Raw genomic sequence first — 17809 nt, 5'->3', positions numbered from 1 at the left:
GGGCTCAGCGACGGGCGGCGTTGGGGCTCAGGCGTCGTGCGATGTCGTCGGCGGCAAGGCGCGCCCGCGCGACGAGCTCCGTCACGTGCTCGGTCGTGGCGTCGGCGGTGCGCAGCGTCAGGGCGATCGCGGCGAGTGGACGTCCCGCGCGGTCGAGGACGGGCACGGCGACCGAGGAGAGGTCGGTCGTCACGGTGCCCTCCTCGCGGGCGTAGCCGTCGGTCCGCGTCCGGGTGAGGACGCTGCGCAGCTCGCCCAGCGACCGCGGGCCGCCGCCGCTGCGCTCGACGAACGACGCGCGGTCGGGGTAGAGCGCGCGCACCTGTGTCGCCGGCAGCGCCGAGAGCATGGCGAGCCCGCTCGCGGTGAGGTGGGCGGGCAGGCGCACGCCGACGTCGGTGACGAGCATCGGCTGGCCGGGCGCGCGCTCCTCGAGGAGGTAGATGACGTCGCGCCCGTCGAGCGTCGCGAAGTGGGCGTTGCGCCCGCACTGGTCGACGAGCCGGCGCATCGCGGCCCTCGCGACGCGGGCGAGGGGAGCCTGCCGCTGGTAGGCGGAGCCGAGCTCGTATGCCGCCTGGCCGAGCCCGAAGCGCCGCTCCTCCACGTAGTGGGTGACGTAGCCGCGCCCGTGCAGCACCTTGAGCAGGTGGTAGACCGAGCTGCGGGGCAGGCCCAGGTCGCGCGCGATGGACGCGGCGGGCACCGGCTCGGCGTGGCGGGAGAGGTGCTCGAGGACGTCGAGGGCGTTGGCGGCGGCCGGGGCGTTGGACACGTGGGGCCACCTCCTGTCCGCGATCGACGACGTCTCGCATCCGAGACAATTGTCCACCCTGGCGGGCCGTCGCGCCAGCGCGGGGGCGGTTCGATGGGTCCATGAACGCAGCACCCGCCACCGCCGGCCTCCACGGCCCCCTCGGTTCCGCCGGCACGGTCACCGTCGGCACCGGACCGCTCTCGCCCGACGAGGTAGTCGCCGTCGCCCGCCACGGCGCTCGCGTCGAGCTGTCCGCCGAGGCCGAGGCCGAGATCTCGCGCAGCCGCGCGGTCATCGAGGACCTCGCGCACGACACCGTGCCGCACTACGGCGTGTCGACCGGCTTCGGCGCCCTCGCGACCCGCCACATCCCGACGGCCCTGCGCGCCCAGCTGCAGCGCTCGCTCGTGCGCTCCCACGCGGCCGGCGCCGGCCCCGAGGTCGAGCGCGAGGTGGTGCGCGCGCTCATGCTGCTGCGCCTCTCGACGCTCGCCACCGGGCGCACCGGCGTCCGCCTCGAGACCGCGAGGGCGTATGCCGCCCTGCTCAGTGCCGGGATCACCCCGGTCGTGCACGAGTACGGCTCGCTCGGCTGCTCCGGCGACCTCGCCCCGCTCTCGCACTGCGCGCTCGCCGTCATGGGCGAGGGGCCGGTGCGTCTCGCCGACGGCACCCTCACGGATGCCGCGACCGCCCTGCGCGACAACGGGATCGAGCCCGTCGTCCTCGCCGAGAAGGAGGGCCTGGCCCTCATCAACGGCACCGACGGCATGCTCGGCATGCTCGTCCTCGCCATCCACGACCTGCGCCACCTGCTCAAGGTCGCCGACGTTTCCGCGGCCATGAGCGTCGAGGGCCTGCTCGGCACCGACGACGTCTTCGCCGCCGACCTGCACGCCCTGCGGCCCCAAGTGGGACAGGGCGCGTCGGCCGCGAACATCCTTGCCGTCATGGCGAGCTCGCCGATGCGCGAGTCCCACCGCACCGAGGAGTGCACCCGCGTCCAGGACGCCTACTCCCTGCGCTGCGCGCCCCAGGTGCACGGCGGCGCCCGCGACACCGTCGAGCACGCGGCCCGCGTCGCCGCGGCCGAGCTCGCCTCCGCCGTCGACAACCCCGTCGTCACGCCCGACGGCCGCGTCGAGTCCAACGGCAACTTCCACGGTGCCCCGGTCGCCTACGTCCTCGACTTCCTCGCCATCGTCGCGGCCGACGTCGCCTCGATGGCCGAGCGCCGCACCGACCGCTTCCTCGACCAGTCGCGCAACCACGGCCTGCCGCCGTTCCTCGCCGACGACCCCGGCGTCGACTCGGGCCTGATGATCGCGCAGTACACCCAGGCCGCCATGGTCTCGGAGATGAAGCGCCTCGCCGTGCCCGCGTCCGTCGACTCGATCCCTAGCTCGGCCATGCAGGAGGACCACGTGTCGATGGGCTGGTCCGGGGCCCGCAAGCTGCGCCGGTCCGTCGACGCCCTCGGCCGCGTCCTCGCCATCGAGGTGCTGACGGCCGCGCGCGGCATCCAGCTGCGGGCACCGCTCGAGCCGGCCCCGGCGACCGGCGCCGTCGTCGCCGCGCTGGCCGCCCGCACGAACGTCGCACCCGGCCCCGACCGCTTCCTCGCGCCCGACATCGAGGGCGCCTGCGCGGCCGTGACCGACGGCGTCGTCCTCGCCGCCGCCGAGTCCGTCACCGGCCCCCTCCGCTGACCCACCCACCCCAACCGTCGAAAGGCCAAAGTTTGCGGATGGAGCGCAGTCGAGTGGCCAAAGATCGCGAATCGGATTGGCCTCTCGACCGTCACACACCCGCAAAAGATGGCCTTTCGACGGGTGGACCACACGGCATACCAACGAATTTCCCGCTCGAAGGAGAGTGACATGGAAGGTGCACGACCCGTCCGCGCGGCTCGCGGCACGCAGCTGACCGCGCAGTCGTGGGCCACCGAGGCCCCGCTGCGGATGCTCATGAACAACCTCGACCCCGAGGTGGCCGAGCGCCCCGACGACCTCGTCGTCTACGGCGGCACCGGCCGGGCAGCCCGCGACTGGAAGTCGTTCGACGCCATGGTGCGCACGCTGACGACGCTGAAGCAGGACGAGACGATGCTCGTCCAGAGCGGCCGCCCCGTCGGCGTCATGCAGACCCACGAGTGGGCGCCGCGCGTGCTCATCGCCAACTCCAACCTCGTCGGTGACTGGGCCACGTGGCCGGAGTTCCGTCGCCTCGAGCACCTCGGGTTGACGATGTACGGCCAGATGACGGCCGGGTCGTGGATCTACATCGGCACCCAGGGCATCGTCCAGGGCACCTACGAGACGTTCGCCGCCGTCGCCGAGAAGCGCTTCGGCGGCACCCTCGCCGGCACGCTCACCCTGACCGGTGGCTGCGGCGGCATGGGCGGCGCGCAGCCGCTCGCCGTCACGATGAACGACGGTGCCTGCCTCATCGTCGACGTCGACCCGGCCCGGCTGCACCGCCGCGTCGAGCACCGCTACCTGGACGAGGTCGCCAAGGACCTCGACGACGCCATCGACAAGGCGCTCGCCGCCAAGCGCGAGCGTCGCGGCTGGTCCGTGGGCGTCGTCGGCAACGCGGCCGAGATCTTCCCCGAGCTGCTCCGCCGCGGCGTCGAGATCGACATCGTCACCGACCAGACCTCGGCGCACGACCCGCTCAGCTACCTCCCCGAGGGTGTCGCGCTCGAGGACTGGGCCGAGTATGCCGAGAAGAAGCCCGAGGACTTCACCGACCGCGCCCGCGCCTCGATGGCCAAGCACGTCAAGGCGATGGTCGAGTTCCAGGACGCCGGCGCCGAGGTCTTCGACTACGGCAACTCGATCCGCGACGAGGCCCGGCAGGGCGGCTACGACCGGGCGTTCGAGTTCCCCGGCTTCGTGCCCGCCTACATCCGTCCGCTCTTCTGCGAGGGCAAGGGCCCGTTCCGCTGGGCCGCGCTCTCGGGCGACCCGCGCGACATCGCCGCGACCGACAAGGCCGTGCTCGATCTCTTCCCCGACAACGACCGCCTGCACAAGTGGATCCGCGGCGCTCAGGACCGGATCGCCTTCCAGGGCCTGCCTGCCCGCATCTGCTGGCTCGGCTACGGCGAGCGCGACAAGGCCGGGCTCGCGTTCAACGAGCTCGTCCGCACCGGCGAGGTGAGCGCCCCGATCGTCATCGGCCGCGACCACCTCGACTCGGGCTCGGTCGCGAGCCCGTACCGCGAGACCGAGGCCATGGCCGACGGCTCCGACGCGATCGCCGACTGGCCGCTGCTCAACGCCCTCGTCAACACGAGCTCGGGCGCGAGCTGGGTCTCGATCCACCACGGCGGCGGCGTCGGTATCGGCCGCAGCCTGCATGCCGGCCAGGTCTCCCTCGCCGACGGCACCGACCTCGCGGCGCAGAAGCTCGCGCGCGTGCTGACCAACGACCCCGGCATGGGCGTCATCCGTCACGTCGACGCGGGCTACGACATCGCCGACCGGGTCGCGCACGAGCGCGGCGTCCGCATCCCGATGCAGGAGGGCTGAGAGGCCGTATGCCGTTCAGCGCTCCCGTCTCCGCCTTCGATGTGTTGCCGCGGCCTCTGGGCCGCGCGGACACATCGAACCGGGGGACGCCGGGAGGGCTCGGGTGCAGCGCTCAGCGGGGGCGGCGCACCGTGATCGGGCCCTTCGCGTGGTCGGGGTCGATGACCCGACCGCCCTGGACGATCTGGGCGCGCCCGGCGGCGACGAGCCGTCGGGCCGCGTTGCGGGCGGGCTCGACGAGGGTCTCCCACTCGGCGCCCCCGACAGCCCGGGCCGCATCGGCCGGGTCGACGGTGGCCGAGGCGGCGTGCGCCCTGACGAGCTTGGCCAGGGCGTCCTCGAGCTCGATGTCGACGGGGGTCAGGCCGCGCTTTCGGCAGTTGTCGGAGCACCAGCGCACGGTTGCCCAGTCACGCTCCCAGGCCTTGCGCCACGTGATGGTGCGGCCGCAGCGGGCGCACGGTTTGGTGGGCAGCGGGGTGCGGGACATGGTGACCAGTGTCCGGCATCCTGACCTCTCGACGCGCCACGAGGGGCAAACCGTGGCCTCTCGACGGTGCCGGACCCGCGAAGATTGGCCTCTCGACGGGACGGGACCCGCAAGAAGTGGCCTCTCGACGGGTGAGGGGGTGGGGTGCTCGTGCTCAGGGGGTTTTGCGGGTCTCCTCGTCGGAGATGTCGGCGACGGTCGCCTCGAAGAGGCGGATGACGTCGTCGCCCCGCACCGTGAGGCCCACCCCGTGAGCGCCGCCGCCGATCGAGATGCGACGGCCCACGAGGTGGCTGTCGGCGATGACCGGCAGCCGGGTGGCCGAGCCGAACGGCGTGATCGTGCCGCGCTCGTAGCCCGTCACGGCCTTGGCGGCGTCGGCGTCGGGCATCGAGATGCGGCTCGTGCCGAGCAGCGCGCGCACCTTGGCCCACGAGAACGTGCGGTCACCGGGTACGAGGACGAAGACGTGGTCGTCCTCGGCGCGGCGCACGACGAGGGTCTTGATGAGGTCGCGCGGCTCGATGCCGCGGGCGGCCGCCGCCTCCTCGAGGCTCGAGACGCGGCCGTGCCGGGTCACGGTGTGCTCGATGCCGGCCGCGAGAACGGCATCGACCGCGGGCGTCCGCGGGGTGTCGGAGTCACTACGCTCGGCCGTGTCATCGCGGTCAGGGTCCATGGAGCAGAGCCTAGTTACGGAGCCGGGGGCAGACGCCGGCGTTGCGAGGAGTGGTGATCGAGGTGACGACGACCTTCGACCGGATGTGGGCCGACCTCGAGCCCCTCGGTCGTGACGCCGCGACGGGTGGCTACCGCCGCTTCGCATGGACCCGGACCGACCACGACCTGCGGGAGTGGTTCGCCGCCGAGTGCGCGGCCCGCGGTCTCGACCTCGTCGAGGACCGCGCCGGCAACCAGTGGGCCTGGTGGGGTGACCCCGACACCACGCCCGGGGTCGTCATCGGCTCGCACCTCGACTCCGTCCCCGACGGCGGCGCCTTCGACGGCCCCCTCGGTGTCGTCAGCGCCCTCGCCACGGTCGACGCGCTGCGCGAGGCCGGGGTGCAGCCCGACGTGCCGCTCGGAGTCGTCAACTTCGTCGACGAGGAGGGCGCCCGCTTCGGCATCGCCTGCGCCGGGTCGCGGATCATCACCGGCGCCCTCGACGCCGACCGTGCCCGGGCGCTCACCGACGCGGACGGCGTCAGCATGGCTGAGGCCTGGCGCAGCGCCGGCCGGGACCCCGAGACGCTCGGCCGCGACGACGAGACGGTGCGCCGCATCGGCCGCTTCGTCGAGCTGCACGTCGAGCAGGGCAAGGCCCTGGCCCTCGCCCCCGACGGCGGCGACGACCTCACCGACCCGACCCGCGCGGTGGCCATCGGCACCGACATCTGGCCGCACGGCCGCTGGCGCGTCGACATCCCCGGCGAGGCCAACCACGCCGGCACGACGCGCATCGCCGACCGCCGGGACGCGATGATCGGCCTCGCCGACGTCATCCAGGCCGCGCGGTCGTATGCCGTCGGGCTCGGCTGCGTGGCCACCGTGGGCAAGGTCGACGTCGTCCCGGGCGGCGTCAACGCCATCCCCAGCCACGTCACGGCCTGGCTCGACGCCCGTGGCAGCAGCGAGCACGTCGTCCGCTCGTTGGTCGAGGCCGTCTCGTCCGAGGCCGCCCGTGCCGGCGCGACGACGACCGAGGAGTCGTGGACCCCGACGACGACGTTCGACGCGCGACTCGTGGAGCGGCTGCACGGCATACTCCCCGACGCGCCGCTGCTCGGCACGGGCGCCGGGCACGACGCGGGCATCCTCGCCACGCACGGCGTGCCGAGCGCGATGCTCTTCGTGCGCAACCCCACAGGTGTTTCACACTCACCCAGCGAGTCCGCGAGCACCGAGGACTGCCACCATGGGGTCACGGCCCTCACCGCCGTCGTGACCGAGCTGTGCACAGGGAAGGACCCCGAGTCGATGAGCGTGGCCCGATGACTGCTTTCTGGTGCGAGAGCGCTTGGCTCACAGGAGGATTGGCGCGACGGGTGCGCCTCGTGACGCAGGACGGCCTGCTCAAGGACGTCCTCGTCGACGCCGACCCCGAGCCCGACGACATCCGTCTCGCCGGCGTGACCCTGCCCGGCATGGCCAACGCCCACAGCCACGCCTTCCACCGTGCCCTGCGCGGGCGCGTCAACGGCGGCGGCGGCAACTTCTGGAGCTGGCGCGAGCAGATGTACGCCGCGGCCGAGCAGCTCAACCCCGACACGTACTTCGCGCTGGCGCGGGCCGTCTTCGCCGAGATGGTGCAGGCCGGCATCACCGTGGTGGGGGAGTTCCACTACGTCCACCACCGTCCCGGCGGCCAGCCCTACCGCGACCCCAACGCCATGGGACTCGCGGTGCGCCAGGCGGCCGACGAGGCCGGCATCCGGCTGACGCTGCTCGACACGTGCTACCTCGAGGGCGGCCTCAACGGCGGCGGCCACGTCGAGCTGCACCCCGGCCAGCTCCGGTTCAGCGACGGCACCGTCGACGCGTGGGCCGAGCGCATGTCCTCGCGCCGGCACGAGACGGACCGTGTGCGCCTCGGCGCGGCCATCCACTCGGTGCGCGCGGTCAAGCGCGAGGACCTGCCCCGGGTCGTCGAGGCCGCGGGCGACCTGCCGCTGCACGTCCACCTCTCCGAGCAGCACGGCGAGAACCTCGCCTGCCAGATGTTCTACGGCGCGAGCCCGACCCAGCTGCTCGACGAGGCCGGCGCGCTCGGCGCGCACTCGACCGCCGTGCACGCCACGCACCTCGAGGACCGCGACATCGAGCTGCTCGGCGGCACCGGCACCGGCGCCTGCTTCTGCCCGACGACCGAGCGCGACCTCGCCGACGGCATCGGGCCGGCCCGGGCCCTGCACGACGCCGGCAGCCCGCTCTCGCTGGGCTCTGACCAGCACGTCATCATCGACCCCTTCGAGGAGCTGCGCGGTCTCGAGATGCACGAGCGGCTCATCACCAACGAGCGCGACCGCTTCTCGGCCAACGACCTGCTCCTCGCGGCCTCGTTCAACGGCTACCGCTCCCTCGGCTGGTCCGACGGTGGTCACCTGAGCAAGGGCGCGCTCGCCGACTTCGTCACGGTGCGCACGGACACGGTCAACACCGCCGGCGCCGCCTACGACCAGATCATCTACGCGTGCGTGGCCTCCGACGTCTCGACCGTCGTCGTCGGAGGTGACGTCGTCGTCAGCGACGGCCACCACCGGATCGGTGACGTGGGCCGTCTGCTCGGCGCCGCCATCGACCGCGTCGCCGGCGGGGTCCCGGTGTGAGTGACGGTGTGAGTGACGGAGTGAATGCCGGTGCGGGTGCCGGCACGACCCTGCTCCTCACCGGCATCGCCGAGCTGACGACGAACGACGCGGCCCGGGGCGAGGGCCAGACCGACCCGGGTGACGCCCTGCTCGGCATCGTCCGCGACGCCGCGGTGATCGTCAGCGGGTCCGGCGCGGACGCGCGGATCGAGTGGGTCGGCCCCGCCGCCGAGGCACCCGACGCCGACGAGCGGCGCGACCTGGGGAGACGCGCGGTCATCCCCGGCTTCGTCGACTCGCACTCGCACCTCGTCTTCGCCGGCGACCGCTCGGCGGAGTTCGCCGCGCGCATGACCGGCACGCCGTACGACGGCGGGGGCATCGCCGTCTCGGTCGCGGCCACCCGCGCCGCGAGCGACGACGAGCTGCGCGCCCTCGTCGCGGGCCGCGTCGCCGAGATGCGCGCCCAGGGCACGACGACCGTCGAGATCAAGAGCGGCTACGGCCTGACCCTCGAGGACGAGCTGCGCAGCCTGCGCATCGCCCGCGAGCTCACCCCGCACACGACCTTCCTCGGCGCGCACGTCGTGCCGCGCGAGTACGCGACGCGGCGGGCGGCCTACGTCGACCTCGTGACCGGCCCGATGCTCGACGCGGTCGTCGCGGACGGGCCTACCGCGCTCGCCGAGAGCATCGACGTCTTCTGCGAGCCGCACTCCGCGCACGCCTTCGACGGCGACGAGGCCCGCACGATCCTCGAGGCCGGCCGGGCCGCGGGCCTGTCCCTTCGCGTCCACGGCAACCAGCTGGGCCACGGACCGGGGGTCCGCCTCGCCTGCGAGCTCGGTGCGCGCAGCGTCGACCACTGCACCTTCCTCGACGCCGCCGACGTCGAGGCCCTCGTCGCCGCGCGCGGGACGACGGTCGCGACGCTGCTGCCCGGGGTCGAGTTCTCGACGCGCTCGCCCTACCCCGACGCGCGGGCCCTCATCGACGCGGGCGTCGACGTCGCGCTGGCGAGCGACTGCAACCCCGGAACGTGCTACTCCTCGTCGATCCCGCTCGCCATCGCCCTCGCGGTCCGCGAGATGGGGATGACGCCGGCCGAGGCGCTGCACGCGGCCACGGCCGTGTCGGCCCGTTCGCTCGGTCTCGACCGACGAGTCGCGCCGGGGCAGCCGGCCGAGCTGACCGTGCTCGACGCGCCGAGCCACCTGCACCTCGCCTACCGCGCCGGGGTGCCGATCGTGCGCGCGCTCGACCTCTGACTAGCTGGTCGCGGGCTCGTCGTCGGGGTGCTCGCAGCGCAGCACCGAGCCGGGTCCCGGGTGGATGAGGCCGGTGTGCCCGTCGGCCCACTCGACGACGTAGGGAGGCGCGCCGCCCGCGCCCTTGACCTCGCGGATGACCCCCTCGCGCGTGCTCTGACCGACGTGCTCCGCGGCCATCGTGATGCGGTCACCGACCCGTGCCTCCATGGCACACCTCCTCGCGCTGGGGATCCCCTCCTAGGACACCACCTCCGGACCCGCTCCGGAAGGACTTCGCGGGCCGCGACCGACCGACCTCAGTCGAGCAGCACCCGCTCGCAGTAGCGGGGCACCGAGACGGCACAGTCGAACCGATCGCGTATGCCGTCCGCCAGCGCCCGTGCGGCCGCCGGCTCCCCGTGGACGACGTGGACGCTCTCCGGCGGTTGCGGCATCTCGCCGATCCAGGTGAGCAGCTCGTCGGCGTCGGCGTGAACCGAGAACTCGTCGAGCGTCACGACCTCGGCGCGCACCGGCACGTAGTGCCCGGACATCTTCAGCTCGCGGACCCCCTCCTGCAGGTCGCGGCCGCGGGTGCCGATGGCCTGGTAGCCGGTGAGGAGCACGGTGTTGCGCGCCTGGGGGAGCAGGTGGCGCAGGTGGTGCACGACCCGGCCGCCGGTGGCCATGCCGGACGCCGACACGATGATGCACGGGGTGCCCGGGGTGTTGAGCCGCATCGACTCCTCGGCGCTGTGCGCCTCGCGCAGCCCGGACAGCCGGCGCAGCCGCTCGAGGGCCTCGGGACGGACCTCCCCCGCGTGCGCGGGGTCACGGTAGATCTCGAGCGCGGCGAGAGCCATCGGGCTGTCGACCCAGATGGGCACGTCGGGGATGGAGCCCGACTCGACGAGGTCGGCGATGGCGAGCAGCACGATCTCGGTGCGGTCGACGGCGAAGGCCGGCACGACGACGCTGCCGCCGCGCCGGATGGTGCGCCGGATCGCGTCGGCCATGACGCGGTGCTCGGGGTCGACCTCGGGATGGGTGCGGTCGCCGTACGTCGACTCGACGACGACGGTGCGCGCCGCCGGCGGGCGGGCCCGCGGCCGCAGGACCGGGTGGTCCGGCCGTCCGAGGTCGCCGGAGAAGAGCACGCTCGCCTCACCCATCTCCACGAGCACGCTCGAGGAGCCGAGGATGTGCCCGGCCGGCACGAAGGTCACCGTCGTGGCGCCCGCCGACCCCACGCGTACCACCGCGTCGCCCACGGGACGCAGGGCGGCGATGGCCTCGTCGGCGTCGGCCACGGTGTAGAGCGGGAGGGGCGGGTCGTGCTTGGACCAGCCACCGCGCCGCGCACCCTCGGCCTCATCCTCCTGCAGGTGCGCGCTGTCGCGCAGGATGACCGCCGCCAGTGCTGCGGTCCCGGCCGTCGCGTGGACCGGGCCGGCGAAGCCGCCCCGGACGAGCGCGGGGAGGTAGCCGCAGTGGTCGAGGTGGGCATGGCTCAGGGCGACGGCGTCGACCGACGCCGGGTCGACGGGCGGGGCCTCCCAGTTGAGCGCCCGCCAGCGCCGCTCGCCCTGGTAGAGGCCGCAGTCGACCATGAGCCTCGCGCCCTCGCCCTCGAGCAGGAACTTGCTGCCCGTGACGGTGCCGGCCGCCCCGAGGAACGTCAGGGCCGGAGCCGGTCCGGAGCGTGCCGCCCTCGCCGGCGTCGCAGGTCTCGCAGGTCGTTCGTGACGGTCCATGGCCACTCCTCGGTCCACCTCCATCGTCCTCCGAGCGGGTGGGCGCCGGGCGGGGTTCACGGCGTGACGATCGAGACAGGGCATCCTCTCGGCCTCCCGTCGTGCGGTCGTCCCACGTCTGCGACCGTGGTCTGACGACGGCTCGGAGCGGCCCTCGTAGGCTCGGGGCGTGAACGAGGGACGCGTCTACGAGTGGCTGCAGCGGCGGCCGCTCCTCTTCGACGTCCCGCTCGCCGTCGTCCTCGCGCTGCTGGGCCTCGTCCTGCTCGGCGAGGGCCAGGGGTGGGGCTGGGCGGTCGTGGGGGTGTCGTCGCTCGCGCTCATCTGGCGGCGCTCGCACCCCGCCGTCGCCTTCGCCGTCGTCAGCATCGCGCTTGCCGTCCGTGTCATCCCGACGAGCAACCTGCTGCCGGGTGACGTCGCCTTCCTCGTCGCGCTCTACTCCCTCGCCGCCTACGACCGCCGCCGCGGGGTGCGCCTCGCCGGGCTCGGCGTCGCGGCGCTCGGCTCCGCCATCGCCGGCCTCCGCTTCACGGCCCCGTCCGGTCGCGTGCCGGGCGCGGCCGAGTTCACCTTCACCTTCCTCGCGTGCGCGGCCGCGTCGCTCGCCGCGTGGGCGCTCGGTGACCTCAAGCGGGCCCGGCTCCAGCGCCTCGCCGACCTCCAGGACCGGGCCGAGCGCGTCGAGCGCGAGCGGGAGCAGGAGCTGCGGCTCGCCGCCCAGCAGGAGCGGGCGGCCGTCGCGCGCGAGATGCACGACGTCGTGGCGCACGCGCTGTCGGTCATCGTCGTGCAGGCCGACGGCGCCGCGTATGCCGCCGAGCGCAGTCCCGAGGGCGCGCTCGCCCGCTCGGTGGGCGCGCTCGAGACCATCGGTGCGACCGCCCGCGACGCGCTCGGCGAGACCCGGCGCCTCGTCGGGGTGCTCCGTGACCCGGAGTCCGGTGTCGAGCTCGCACCGACCGGTGGCGTGGCCCAGCTCGACGACCTCGTGGCCGGGGTGCGCGCAGCAGGGGTGCCGGTGACGTTGACCGTCCGGGGCGCCGAACGGCGGCGACCGGTGGGACTCGACCTCGCGGCATACCGAGTCGTGCAGGAGTCGCTGACCAACGTCATCAAGCACGCGGGACCGGGAGCGAGCGCCGTCGTGGACGTCGAGCAGACCGACGAGCGCATGCGGATCTGCGTGTGCGACGACGGGGTCGGGGCGCGCAGCGCCGACGACGGGCGCGGGCACGGGCTGGCCGGCATGCGCGAACGCGTCGCGGTGCACGGCGGCACCCTGACGGCCGGGCCGGGCGCCGGTGGCGGTTTCGAGGTGCTCGCCACGATGCCGACGGAGAGGGACCAGTGACCGACACGACCTGGAGCGGGACGGACCGCTCGACCGACCGCCCGACGAGGGTGATGATCGTCGACGACCAGGCCCTCGTGCGGGCCGGCTTCCGCATGGTGCTCGACGCCGAGCCCGACATCGACGTCGTCGCCGAGTGCGCCGACGGGCAGGCCGCCCTCGACGCGCTGCCCGGGCGCGCCGTCGACGTCGTGCTCATGGACATCCGGATGCCCCGGCTCGACGGCATCGAGGCGACCCGTCGCATCGTCGACCGCGGCGAGACCCCGAAGGTGCTCGTCCTGACGACCTTCGACCTCGACGAGTACGTCTACGCGGCGCTGCGCGCGGGAGCAGCAGGCTTCCTGCTCAAGGACGCCGGACCGTCGGAGCTGCTCTCGGCGATCCGTGCCGTCCACACCGGTGACGCCGTCGTCGCGCCCGGTCCCACCCGGCGACTGCTCGACCGCTTCCTGCCCGTGCTGGCGAGCCCGGGCCGGCCGTCCGGGCTCGACCGGCTCGACGTGCTCACCGAGCGCGAGCGCGAGGTGCTCGAGGCGGTCGGTCGGGGCCTCAACAACTCCGAGATCGCCGCGGCCCTCTTCGTCGCCGAGGCCACGGTCAAGACGCACATCGGGCGCGTCCTGGCCAAGCTCGGCCTGCGCGACCGGGTGCAGATGGTCGTGCTCGCCTACGAGACGGGGCTCGTCCGCATCGGCGACGGCTGAGTCCGCGGGCGCCCTGCTGTCGGCGGCCGGCGCGTCACGTCGTCCGGACGTGCGCCTCCTCGCCCGTGCGCTCCTCGATGTCGTGCTCCGCGTCGCCGATCAGCTGGTCGGCCAGGTGGCGCAGCGCCCGCGCGACGGCGACCTCGTCGCCGATCCGGCGGTCCGCCGTGTCGTCGGCCGAGCGGTGGCTCGACCCCTTGGCGCTGATCCGGTCGGGCGGGTCGGCGACGAGCACCACCGTGGCGCTCGTGTCGTCACCGGCCTCGAGCAGCGAGACGCGGACCTGCCACTCGCGCAGGTGCTGCGTCGGCTCGTGACCGGTCGTGCCCGCGGGGGCTGCGGGGGCTGCGGGGGTTGCGGGTGCGGCTGCTGCCGTGTCGTCGGCGGCGCCGAGGTGCAGCACCGACCCCGGCCCGGGATAGATCAGCCCGGTGTGCCCGTCCGTCCACCGCACGACGAAGGGCGGCCCGCCGTCGGCCCCGCGGACCTCGAGCACCTCCCCGTCCCGGGTGGGTTCGTCGATGTGCTCTGCCGCAAGGACGATGCGGTCTCCGACGTGTGCTCTCACGATGGCCTCCTCGATCGGGTCTCAGATCAGGACAGCACCCCACGGGTCGGGGTGCTCAGGGGCGAAGGGCTCGGCCCGGTGGGACCGTCGGGTCCGGGGGCGGGACCTTGGACCCTTGCCGCGGCCGCCGCCCGGGGGTGTGATCGGCAGTGGTGGTGCGCTCGCACGACCGACGACCCGAGGGAGGCGCCGTGGGCACGATGCAGGCGTGGGTCGTCGACGAGCCGGCGCCGCTACGGCGTCGCCCGCTCGTCCGGGCCGAGCTGCCCGTCCCGCAGCCCGGCCCCGGCGACGTGCTGGTCCGCGTGCGCGCCTGTGGGGTGTGTCGCACCGACCTGCACGTCGTCACGGGCGATCTGCCGCGGCACCGGCACCAGCTCGTGCCCGGCCACGAGGTGGTGGGCGAGGTCGCGCTCCTCGGCGACGGCGCCCACCGCTTCGCGCCCGGCGACCGCGTCGGCGTCGCGTGGCTCCGGAGCACGTGCGGCTCCTGCCGCTGGTGCCGCGCGGGCCGCGAGAACCTCTGTGCCGCATCGCGATACACCGGCTGGGACGCCGACGGGGGGTATGCCGAGTGGACCGTCGTGCCCGAGGCGTACGCCTACCGGGTGCCGCCCTCGTTCTCCGACGTCGACGCGGCCCCGCTGCTCTGCGCGGGGATCATCGGCTACCGGTCGCTGCGCCGGGCCGAACTGCCACCGGGAGGACGGCTCGGCATCTACGGCTTCGGAGCCAGCGCCCACCTCACGGCCCAGGTCGCCGTCGCGCAGGGCGCCGAGGTGCACGTGCTGACCCGTGGAGCGGGAGCCCGGGAGCTGGCCACGGAGCTCGGCGCGGCCTCGGTCGGCGGCCCGACCGACGCCCCGCCGGTCCCGCTCGACGCCGCCATCCTCTTCGCCCCCGCAGGCGACCTCGTCCCCGTCGCCCTCGAGGCCCTGTCGCCGGGCGGCACGCTCGCCGTGGCCGGCATCCACCTCAGCGACATCCCCGTGCTCGACTACCAGCGCCACCTCTTCCGGGAGCGGTCGCTGCGCAGCGTCACGAGCAACACGAGGCAGGACGGCGAGGAGTTCCTCCTGCTCGCCGAGCGGCTGGGTCTGAGAGTCGCCACGACACCGGTGCCGCTGGACGAGGCGGACCGCGCCCTCGTCGAGCTCGAGGAGGGACGCGTGCACGGCGCGGCCGTGCTCGTGCCCTGACAGCACCCCTTGACGGCCCGGACGGCACCTCGGGAAAGACCCGGCCGAGAGAACCATCCGGCGGGAGCACACCGGATGGTGCCCGCTCGAGAGCGCGGAACCGGCCCCGCGGTCGTGCTCAGCGGGTGTCGGACGTCGACCGCGTGCCGGCGAGCAGGACCGCCTGACGGCCCGCCTCGAGCCGCACGACGGGCACCCGCGGCGGCGAGCAGGACAGGTAGTCCACGCCCGTCCGGGCGAAGAACCCGATCGAGGCGGGGTCGCCCGCGTGCTCCCCGCAGGCACCGAGCCCGAGCCCGGGCCGGGCCTGCCGACCGTCGCGCGCCGCCATCGCCACGAGCGCGCCGACCCCCGCCTCGTCGATCGTCTTGAACGGGTCGGTCGCGATGATCCCGGCCTCCCGGTAGGCCGCCAGGAAGTTGGCCTCGGCGTCGTCGCGCGACATGCCCCAGCTGGTCTGCGTCAGGTCGTTGGTCCCGAAGGAGAAGAAGTCGGCGTGCTCGGCGAGGGCGGCGGCGGTCAGGGCGGCGCGCGGCAGCTCGACCATGACGCCGATGGGCAGGTGCAGCGTCGTGCCGTGCGCGCGGGCGACGTCCGCGAGGATGCCCTCCATCCGTTCGCGGGCCGCCGTCAGCTCGGCGACGTCGGCGACGAGCGGGACCATGAGCTCGGGTCGCACGTCGAGGCCCCGGGCCCGCAGCGCGAGCGTGGCCTCGGCGAGGGCCCGCACCTGGGCGTCGATGATCTGCGGCAGCACGGTGAGCAGGCGCACCCCACGCAGCCCGAGCATCGGGTTCGACTCGTGCCACCGCCGCGTCGTGGCCAGGCGGCGTTCGAGCATCACGTCGAGCGTGCCGCGCTCGGCGGCGACGGCAGCCGTGACCGACAGCTCCACGAGGTCAGGCAGGAACTCGTGCATCGGCGGGTCGAGCAGACGCACGACGACGGGCAGGCCCTCCATCGTCTCGAGCAGGCTGGTGAACTCCGTCAGCGCGAGCGCCTCGATCTCGGCGAGGGCGCCGGCGCGGTTCTCGTCGGTGACGAGGCGCTCGACGAGCACCCGGCGCTCGCCGAGGAGCATGTGCTCGGTGCGGCACAGGCCGATGCCCTCTGCGCCGAAACGCTTTGCCATCCGGGCCTCCTCGGGGGTGTCGGCGTTGGCCATGACCCCGAGGTGACCCCTCAGGTCCGCGTGCGCGAGGAGGGTCAGCACGGCCCGCACGGTGCGGTCGGAGGTCTCCGTGCCGCGTCCAGTGCCCTGGCTGATGGCCGTCGACACGGCGCTGGGCTCGATGTCTCGCTGACCGGCATACACCTCTCCCGCGGTGCCGTCGACGGACACCACGGTGCCCTCGGGCAGGGTCACGCCCCCGGGGAGGGTGGCCACCCGGGCGACGGGGTCGACGAGGAGTCCTTCGACCCCCGTGACGCAGGTGCGCCCGAGCCCGCGGGCCACGACGGCCGCGTGCGAGGTGAGACCACCGCGCGAGGTGATGACGGCGCGGGCGGCGAGCAGGCCGCCGAAGTCGTCGGGACTGGTCTCGGGCCGGGCCAGCACCACCGCGCGCCCGAGCGCCGTCCACTCCATCGCCGTGGCCGCGTCGAAGACGAGCTGGCCGTAGGCCGCGCCGGGGCTCGCCGCGAGTCCGTGGGCCAGCGGGGTCAGCCCCTCCACGGTCGTGAAGGTGGGGTGGAGCAGGGTCTGCAGCTGGGTCCCGTCGACGCGGGTCAGGGCCTCGTCGAGGTCGATGACGCCCTCGTCGACGAGCTCGACGGCGATCCGGAAGGCCGCGGCGGGGCTCCGCTTGCCGAGCCGGGTCTGCAGGATCCACAGCCGGCCCCGCTCCACGGTGAACTCCACGTCGCAGAGGTCGCGGTAGTGCTGCTCGAGCGTGCGCAGGTGCGTGCTCAGCTCCTCGTGCAGGGCGGGATCGCGGCGGCCCAGCTCCGAGAGGTCCATCGGGCTGCGGCTGCCGCTGACGACGTCCTCGCCCTGCGCGTCGGGCAGGTAGTCCCCGAAGACGCCGGGGGCGCCGCTCACCGGGTCGCGGGTGAAGCACACGCCGCTGCCCGAGTGCTCGCCGCGGTTGCCGAAGACCATCTGCACGACGTTGACCGCCGTGCCGAGGTCGTCGGGGATGCCCTCGTGGGCGCGGTAGAGGCGCGCCCGCTCGCCATTCCACGAGGCGAAGACGGCGATGACCGCGCGCCGCAGCTGGTCGCGCGGGTCCTGCGGGAGGTCCCCGCCGGTGTGCTCGACCAGGATGCGGCGGAAGCCGGCCGTCAGGCGCTCGAGCGCGGCCGCATCGAGCTCGGCGTCGGTCGCGGCCCCGGTGGCCCGGCGCAGCTCGGTCAGCTGTGCGTCGAAGAGGGAGCCGTTGATGCCGAGGACGGTGCGGCCGTACATCTGCACGAGGCGCCGGTAGCTGTCCCAGGCGAAGCGCGCCTCACCGCGAGCGACGAGGGTGGCAGCCACCGCGTCGGTCATCCCGACGTCGAGCACCGTCTCCATCATCCCGGGCATCGAGAAGCGTGCCCCGGAGCGCACCGACACGAGCAGCGGGGCGGACGGGTCGCCGAAGCGCAGCCCGGAGCGGTGCTCGAGGTCGAGCATGGCCGCCTCGATCTGGTCCCAGAGACCCTCGGGCTCGCCGGCTCCGGAGAGCCAGGCCCGGCACGCCTCGGTCGTGACGATGAAGCCCGGGGGCACGGGCAGACCCAGCCGTGACATCTCCGCGAGCCCGGCGCCCTTGCCCCCCAGCAGCCCCGCCATCGTCCGGTCGCCCTCGTGCAGCTCCAGCACGAAGGCTCGTCGAGCGGTGCGCTCCGGTGTGGTGGTCATGGCGCCTCCAGTGATCGGGTCATCCAGGCTTCGCGTGCTCGGGG

General features: G+C 74.0%; 15 protein-coding genes. 8 read left to right on the top strand and 7 right to left on the bottom strand.

Annotated features, from left to right (window positions below; translation table 11 throughout):
• Nucleotides 1-4 precede the first annotated feature (4 nt).
• Nucleotides 5-775 carry an IclR family transcriptional regulator gene (locus tag IEY30_RS14910; protein ID WP_030198860.1) on the bottom strand — a complete coding sequence of 257 codons (771 nt, stop codon included), beginning with the start codon at nt 773-775 and terminating at the stop codon, nt 5-7.
• Nucleotides 776-876: 101 nt separating this feature from the next.
• Here IEY30_RS14910 and hutH point away from each other — a divergent pair, with 101 nt between their 5' ends.
• Nucleotides 877-2466: a histidine ammonia-lyase gene (gene hutH, locus IEY30_RS14905; RefSeq protein WP_030198863.1), complete on the top strand. Its 1590-nt coding sequence runs from the start codon at nt 877-879 to the stop codon at nt 2464-2466.
• Nucleotides 2467-2637: 171 nt separating this feature from the next.
• Complete coding sequence (hutU, locus tag IEY30_RS14900; protein ID WP_030198865.1) at nt 2638-4293, top strand: urocanate hydratase; 1656 nt, start codon at nt 2638-2640, stop codon at nt 4291-4293.
• 112 nt (nt 4294-4405) lie between these two features.
• Here the strand turns inward: hutU and IEY30_RS14895 are convergent, their stop codons facing one another.
• Together IEY30_RS14895 and IEY30_RS14890 are read right to left on the bottom strand one after the other, a co-directional pair.
• Nucleotides 4406-4783, bottom strand: coding sequence for a DUF2256 and DUF3253 domain-containing protein (locus IEY30_RS14895; protein ID WP_030198871.1), 378 nt, complete (start codon nt 4781-4783; stop codon nt 4406-4408).
• 154 nt (nt 4784-4937) lie between these two features.
• Entirely contained in the window at nt 4938-5462 is a 525-nt protein-coding gene (locus tag IEY30_RS14890) for an aminoacyl-tRNA deacylase (protein ID WP_030198873.1), read from the bottom strand.
• A gap of 53 nt (nt 5463-5515) precedes the next feature.
• On the opposite strand from IEY30_RS14890, the gene IEY30_RS14885 reads away from it, so the two are divergent.
• Genes IEY30_RS14885 through hutI form a run of 3 tightly spaced genes read left to right on the top strand, consistent with a single transcriptional unit; the run spans nt 5516 to nt 9359 of the window.
• Nucleotides 5516-6778 (top strand): allantoate amidohydrolase, encoded by a 1263-nt coding sequence (locus IEY30_RS14885; RefSeq protein WP_030198875.1) that lies wholly within the window; start codon nt 5516-5518, stop codon nt 6776-6778.
• Nucleotides 6775-8109 carry a formimidoylglutamate deiminase gene (locus tag IEY30_RS14880; RefSeq protein WP_030198878.1) on the top strand — a complete coding sequence of 445 codons (1335 nt, stop codon included), beginning with the start codon at nt 6775-6777 and terminating at the stop codon, nt 8107-8109. The genes IEY30_RS14885 and IEY30_RS14880 overlap by 4 nt, the downstream gene beginning before the upstream one ends.
• 8 nt (nt 8110-8117) lie before the next feature.
• Nucleotides 8118-9359, top strand: a complete 1242-nt coding sequence (hutI, locus tag IEY30_RS14875; RefSeq protein WP_229675019.1) for an imidazolonepropionase — start codon at nt 8118-8120, stop codon at nt 9357-9359.
• Here hutI and IEY30_RS14870 read toward each other — a convergent pair whose 3' ends face one another.
• Nucleotides 9360-9569, bottom strand: coding sequence for a DUF1918 domain-containing protein (locus tag IEY30_RS14870; RefSeq protein ID WP_030198883.1), 210 nt, complete (start codon nt 9567-9569; stop codon nt 9360-9362). It abuts the gene before it with no gap.
• An 89-nt stretch (nt 9570-9658) separates the two neighbouring features.
• Entirely contained in the window at nt 9659-11095 is a 1437-nt protein-coding gene (locus tag IEY30_RS14865; RefSeq protein ID WP_081920501.1) for an MBL fold metallo-hydrolase RNA specificity domain-containing protein, read from the bottom strand.
• A gap of 169 nt (nt 11096-11264) precedes the next feature.
• Here IEY30_RS14865 and IEY30_RS14860 point away from each other — a divergent pair, with 169 nt between their 5' ends.
• Together IEY30_RS14860 and IEY30_RS14855 are read left to right on the top strand one after the other, a co-directional pair.
• Complete coding sequence (locus IEY30_RS14860; RefSeq protein WP_030198899.1) at nt 11265-12449, top strand: sensor histidine kinase; 1185 nt, start codon at nt 11265-11267, stop codon at nt 12447-12449.
• A gap of 53 nt (nt 12450-12502) precedes the next feature.
• Nucleotides 12503-13156 carry a response regulator transcription factor gene (locus tag IEY30_RS14855; protein ID WP_030198901.1) on the top strand — a complete coding sequence of 218 codons (654 nt, stop codon included), beginning with the start codon at nt 12503-12505 and terminating at the stop codon, nt 13154-13156.
• Between the two features lie 34 nt (nt 13157-13190).
• On the opposite strand, the gene IEY30_RS14850 is transcribed toward IEY30_RS14855, so the two are convergent.
• Complete coding sequence (locus IEY30_RS14850; protein ID WP_030198907.1) at nt 13191-13724, bottom strand: DUF1918 domain-containing protein; 534 nt, start codon at nt 13722-13724, stop codon at nt 13191-13193.
• Nucleotides 13725-13924: 200 nt separating this feature from the next.
• On the opposite strand from IEY30_RS14850, the gene IEY30_RS14845 reads away from it, so the two are divergent.
• Entirely contained in the window at nt 13925-14923 is a 999-nt protein-coding gene (locus tag IEY30_RS14845; protein ID WP_030198910.1) for a zinc-dependent alcohol dehydrogenase family protein, read from the top strand.
• 118 nt (nt 14924-15041) lie between these two features.
• Here IEY30_RS14845 and ppdK read toward each other — a convergent pair whose 3' ends face one another.
• Nucleotides 15042-17765 carry a pyruvate, phosphate dikinase gene (gene ppdK / locus IEY30_RS14840; RefSeq protein ID WP_052358571.1) on the bottom strand — a complete coding sequence of 908 codons (2724 nt, stop codon included), beginning with the start codon at nt 17763-17765 and terminating at the stop codon, nt 15042-15044.
• Nucleotides 17766-17809 lie beyond the last annotated feature (44 nt).

Source organism: Terrabacter tumescens, from assembly GCF_014646815.1.
GTDB lineage: Bacteria > Actinomycetota > Actinomycetes > Actinomycetales > Dermatophilaceae > Terrabacter > Terrabacter tumescens.
This window is presented reverse-complemented; position numbering and strand designations above follow the sequence as displayed.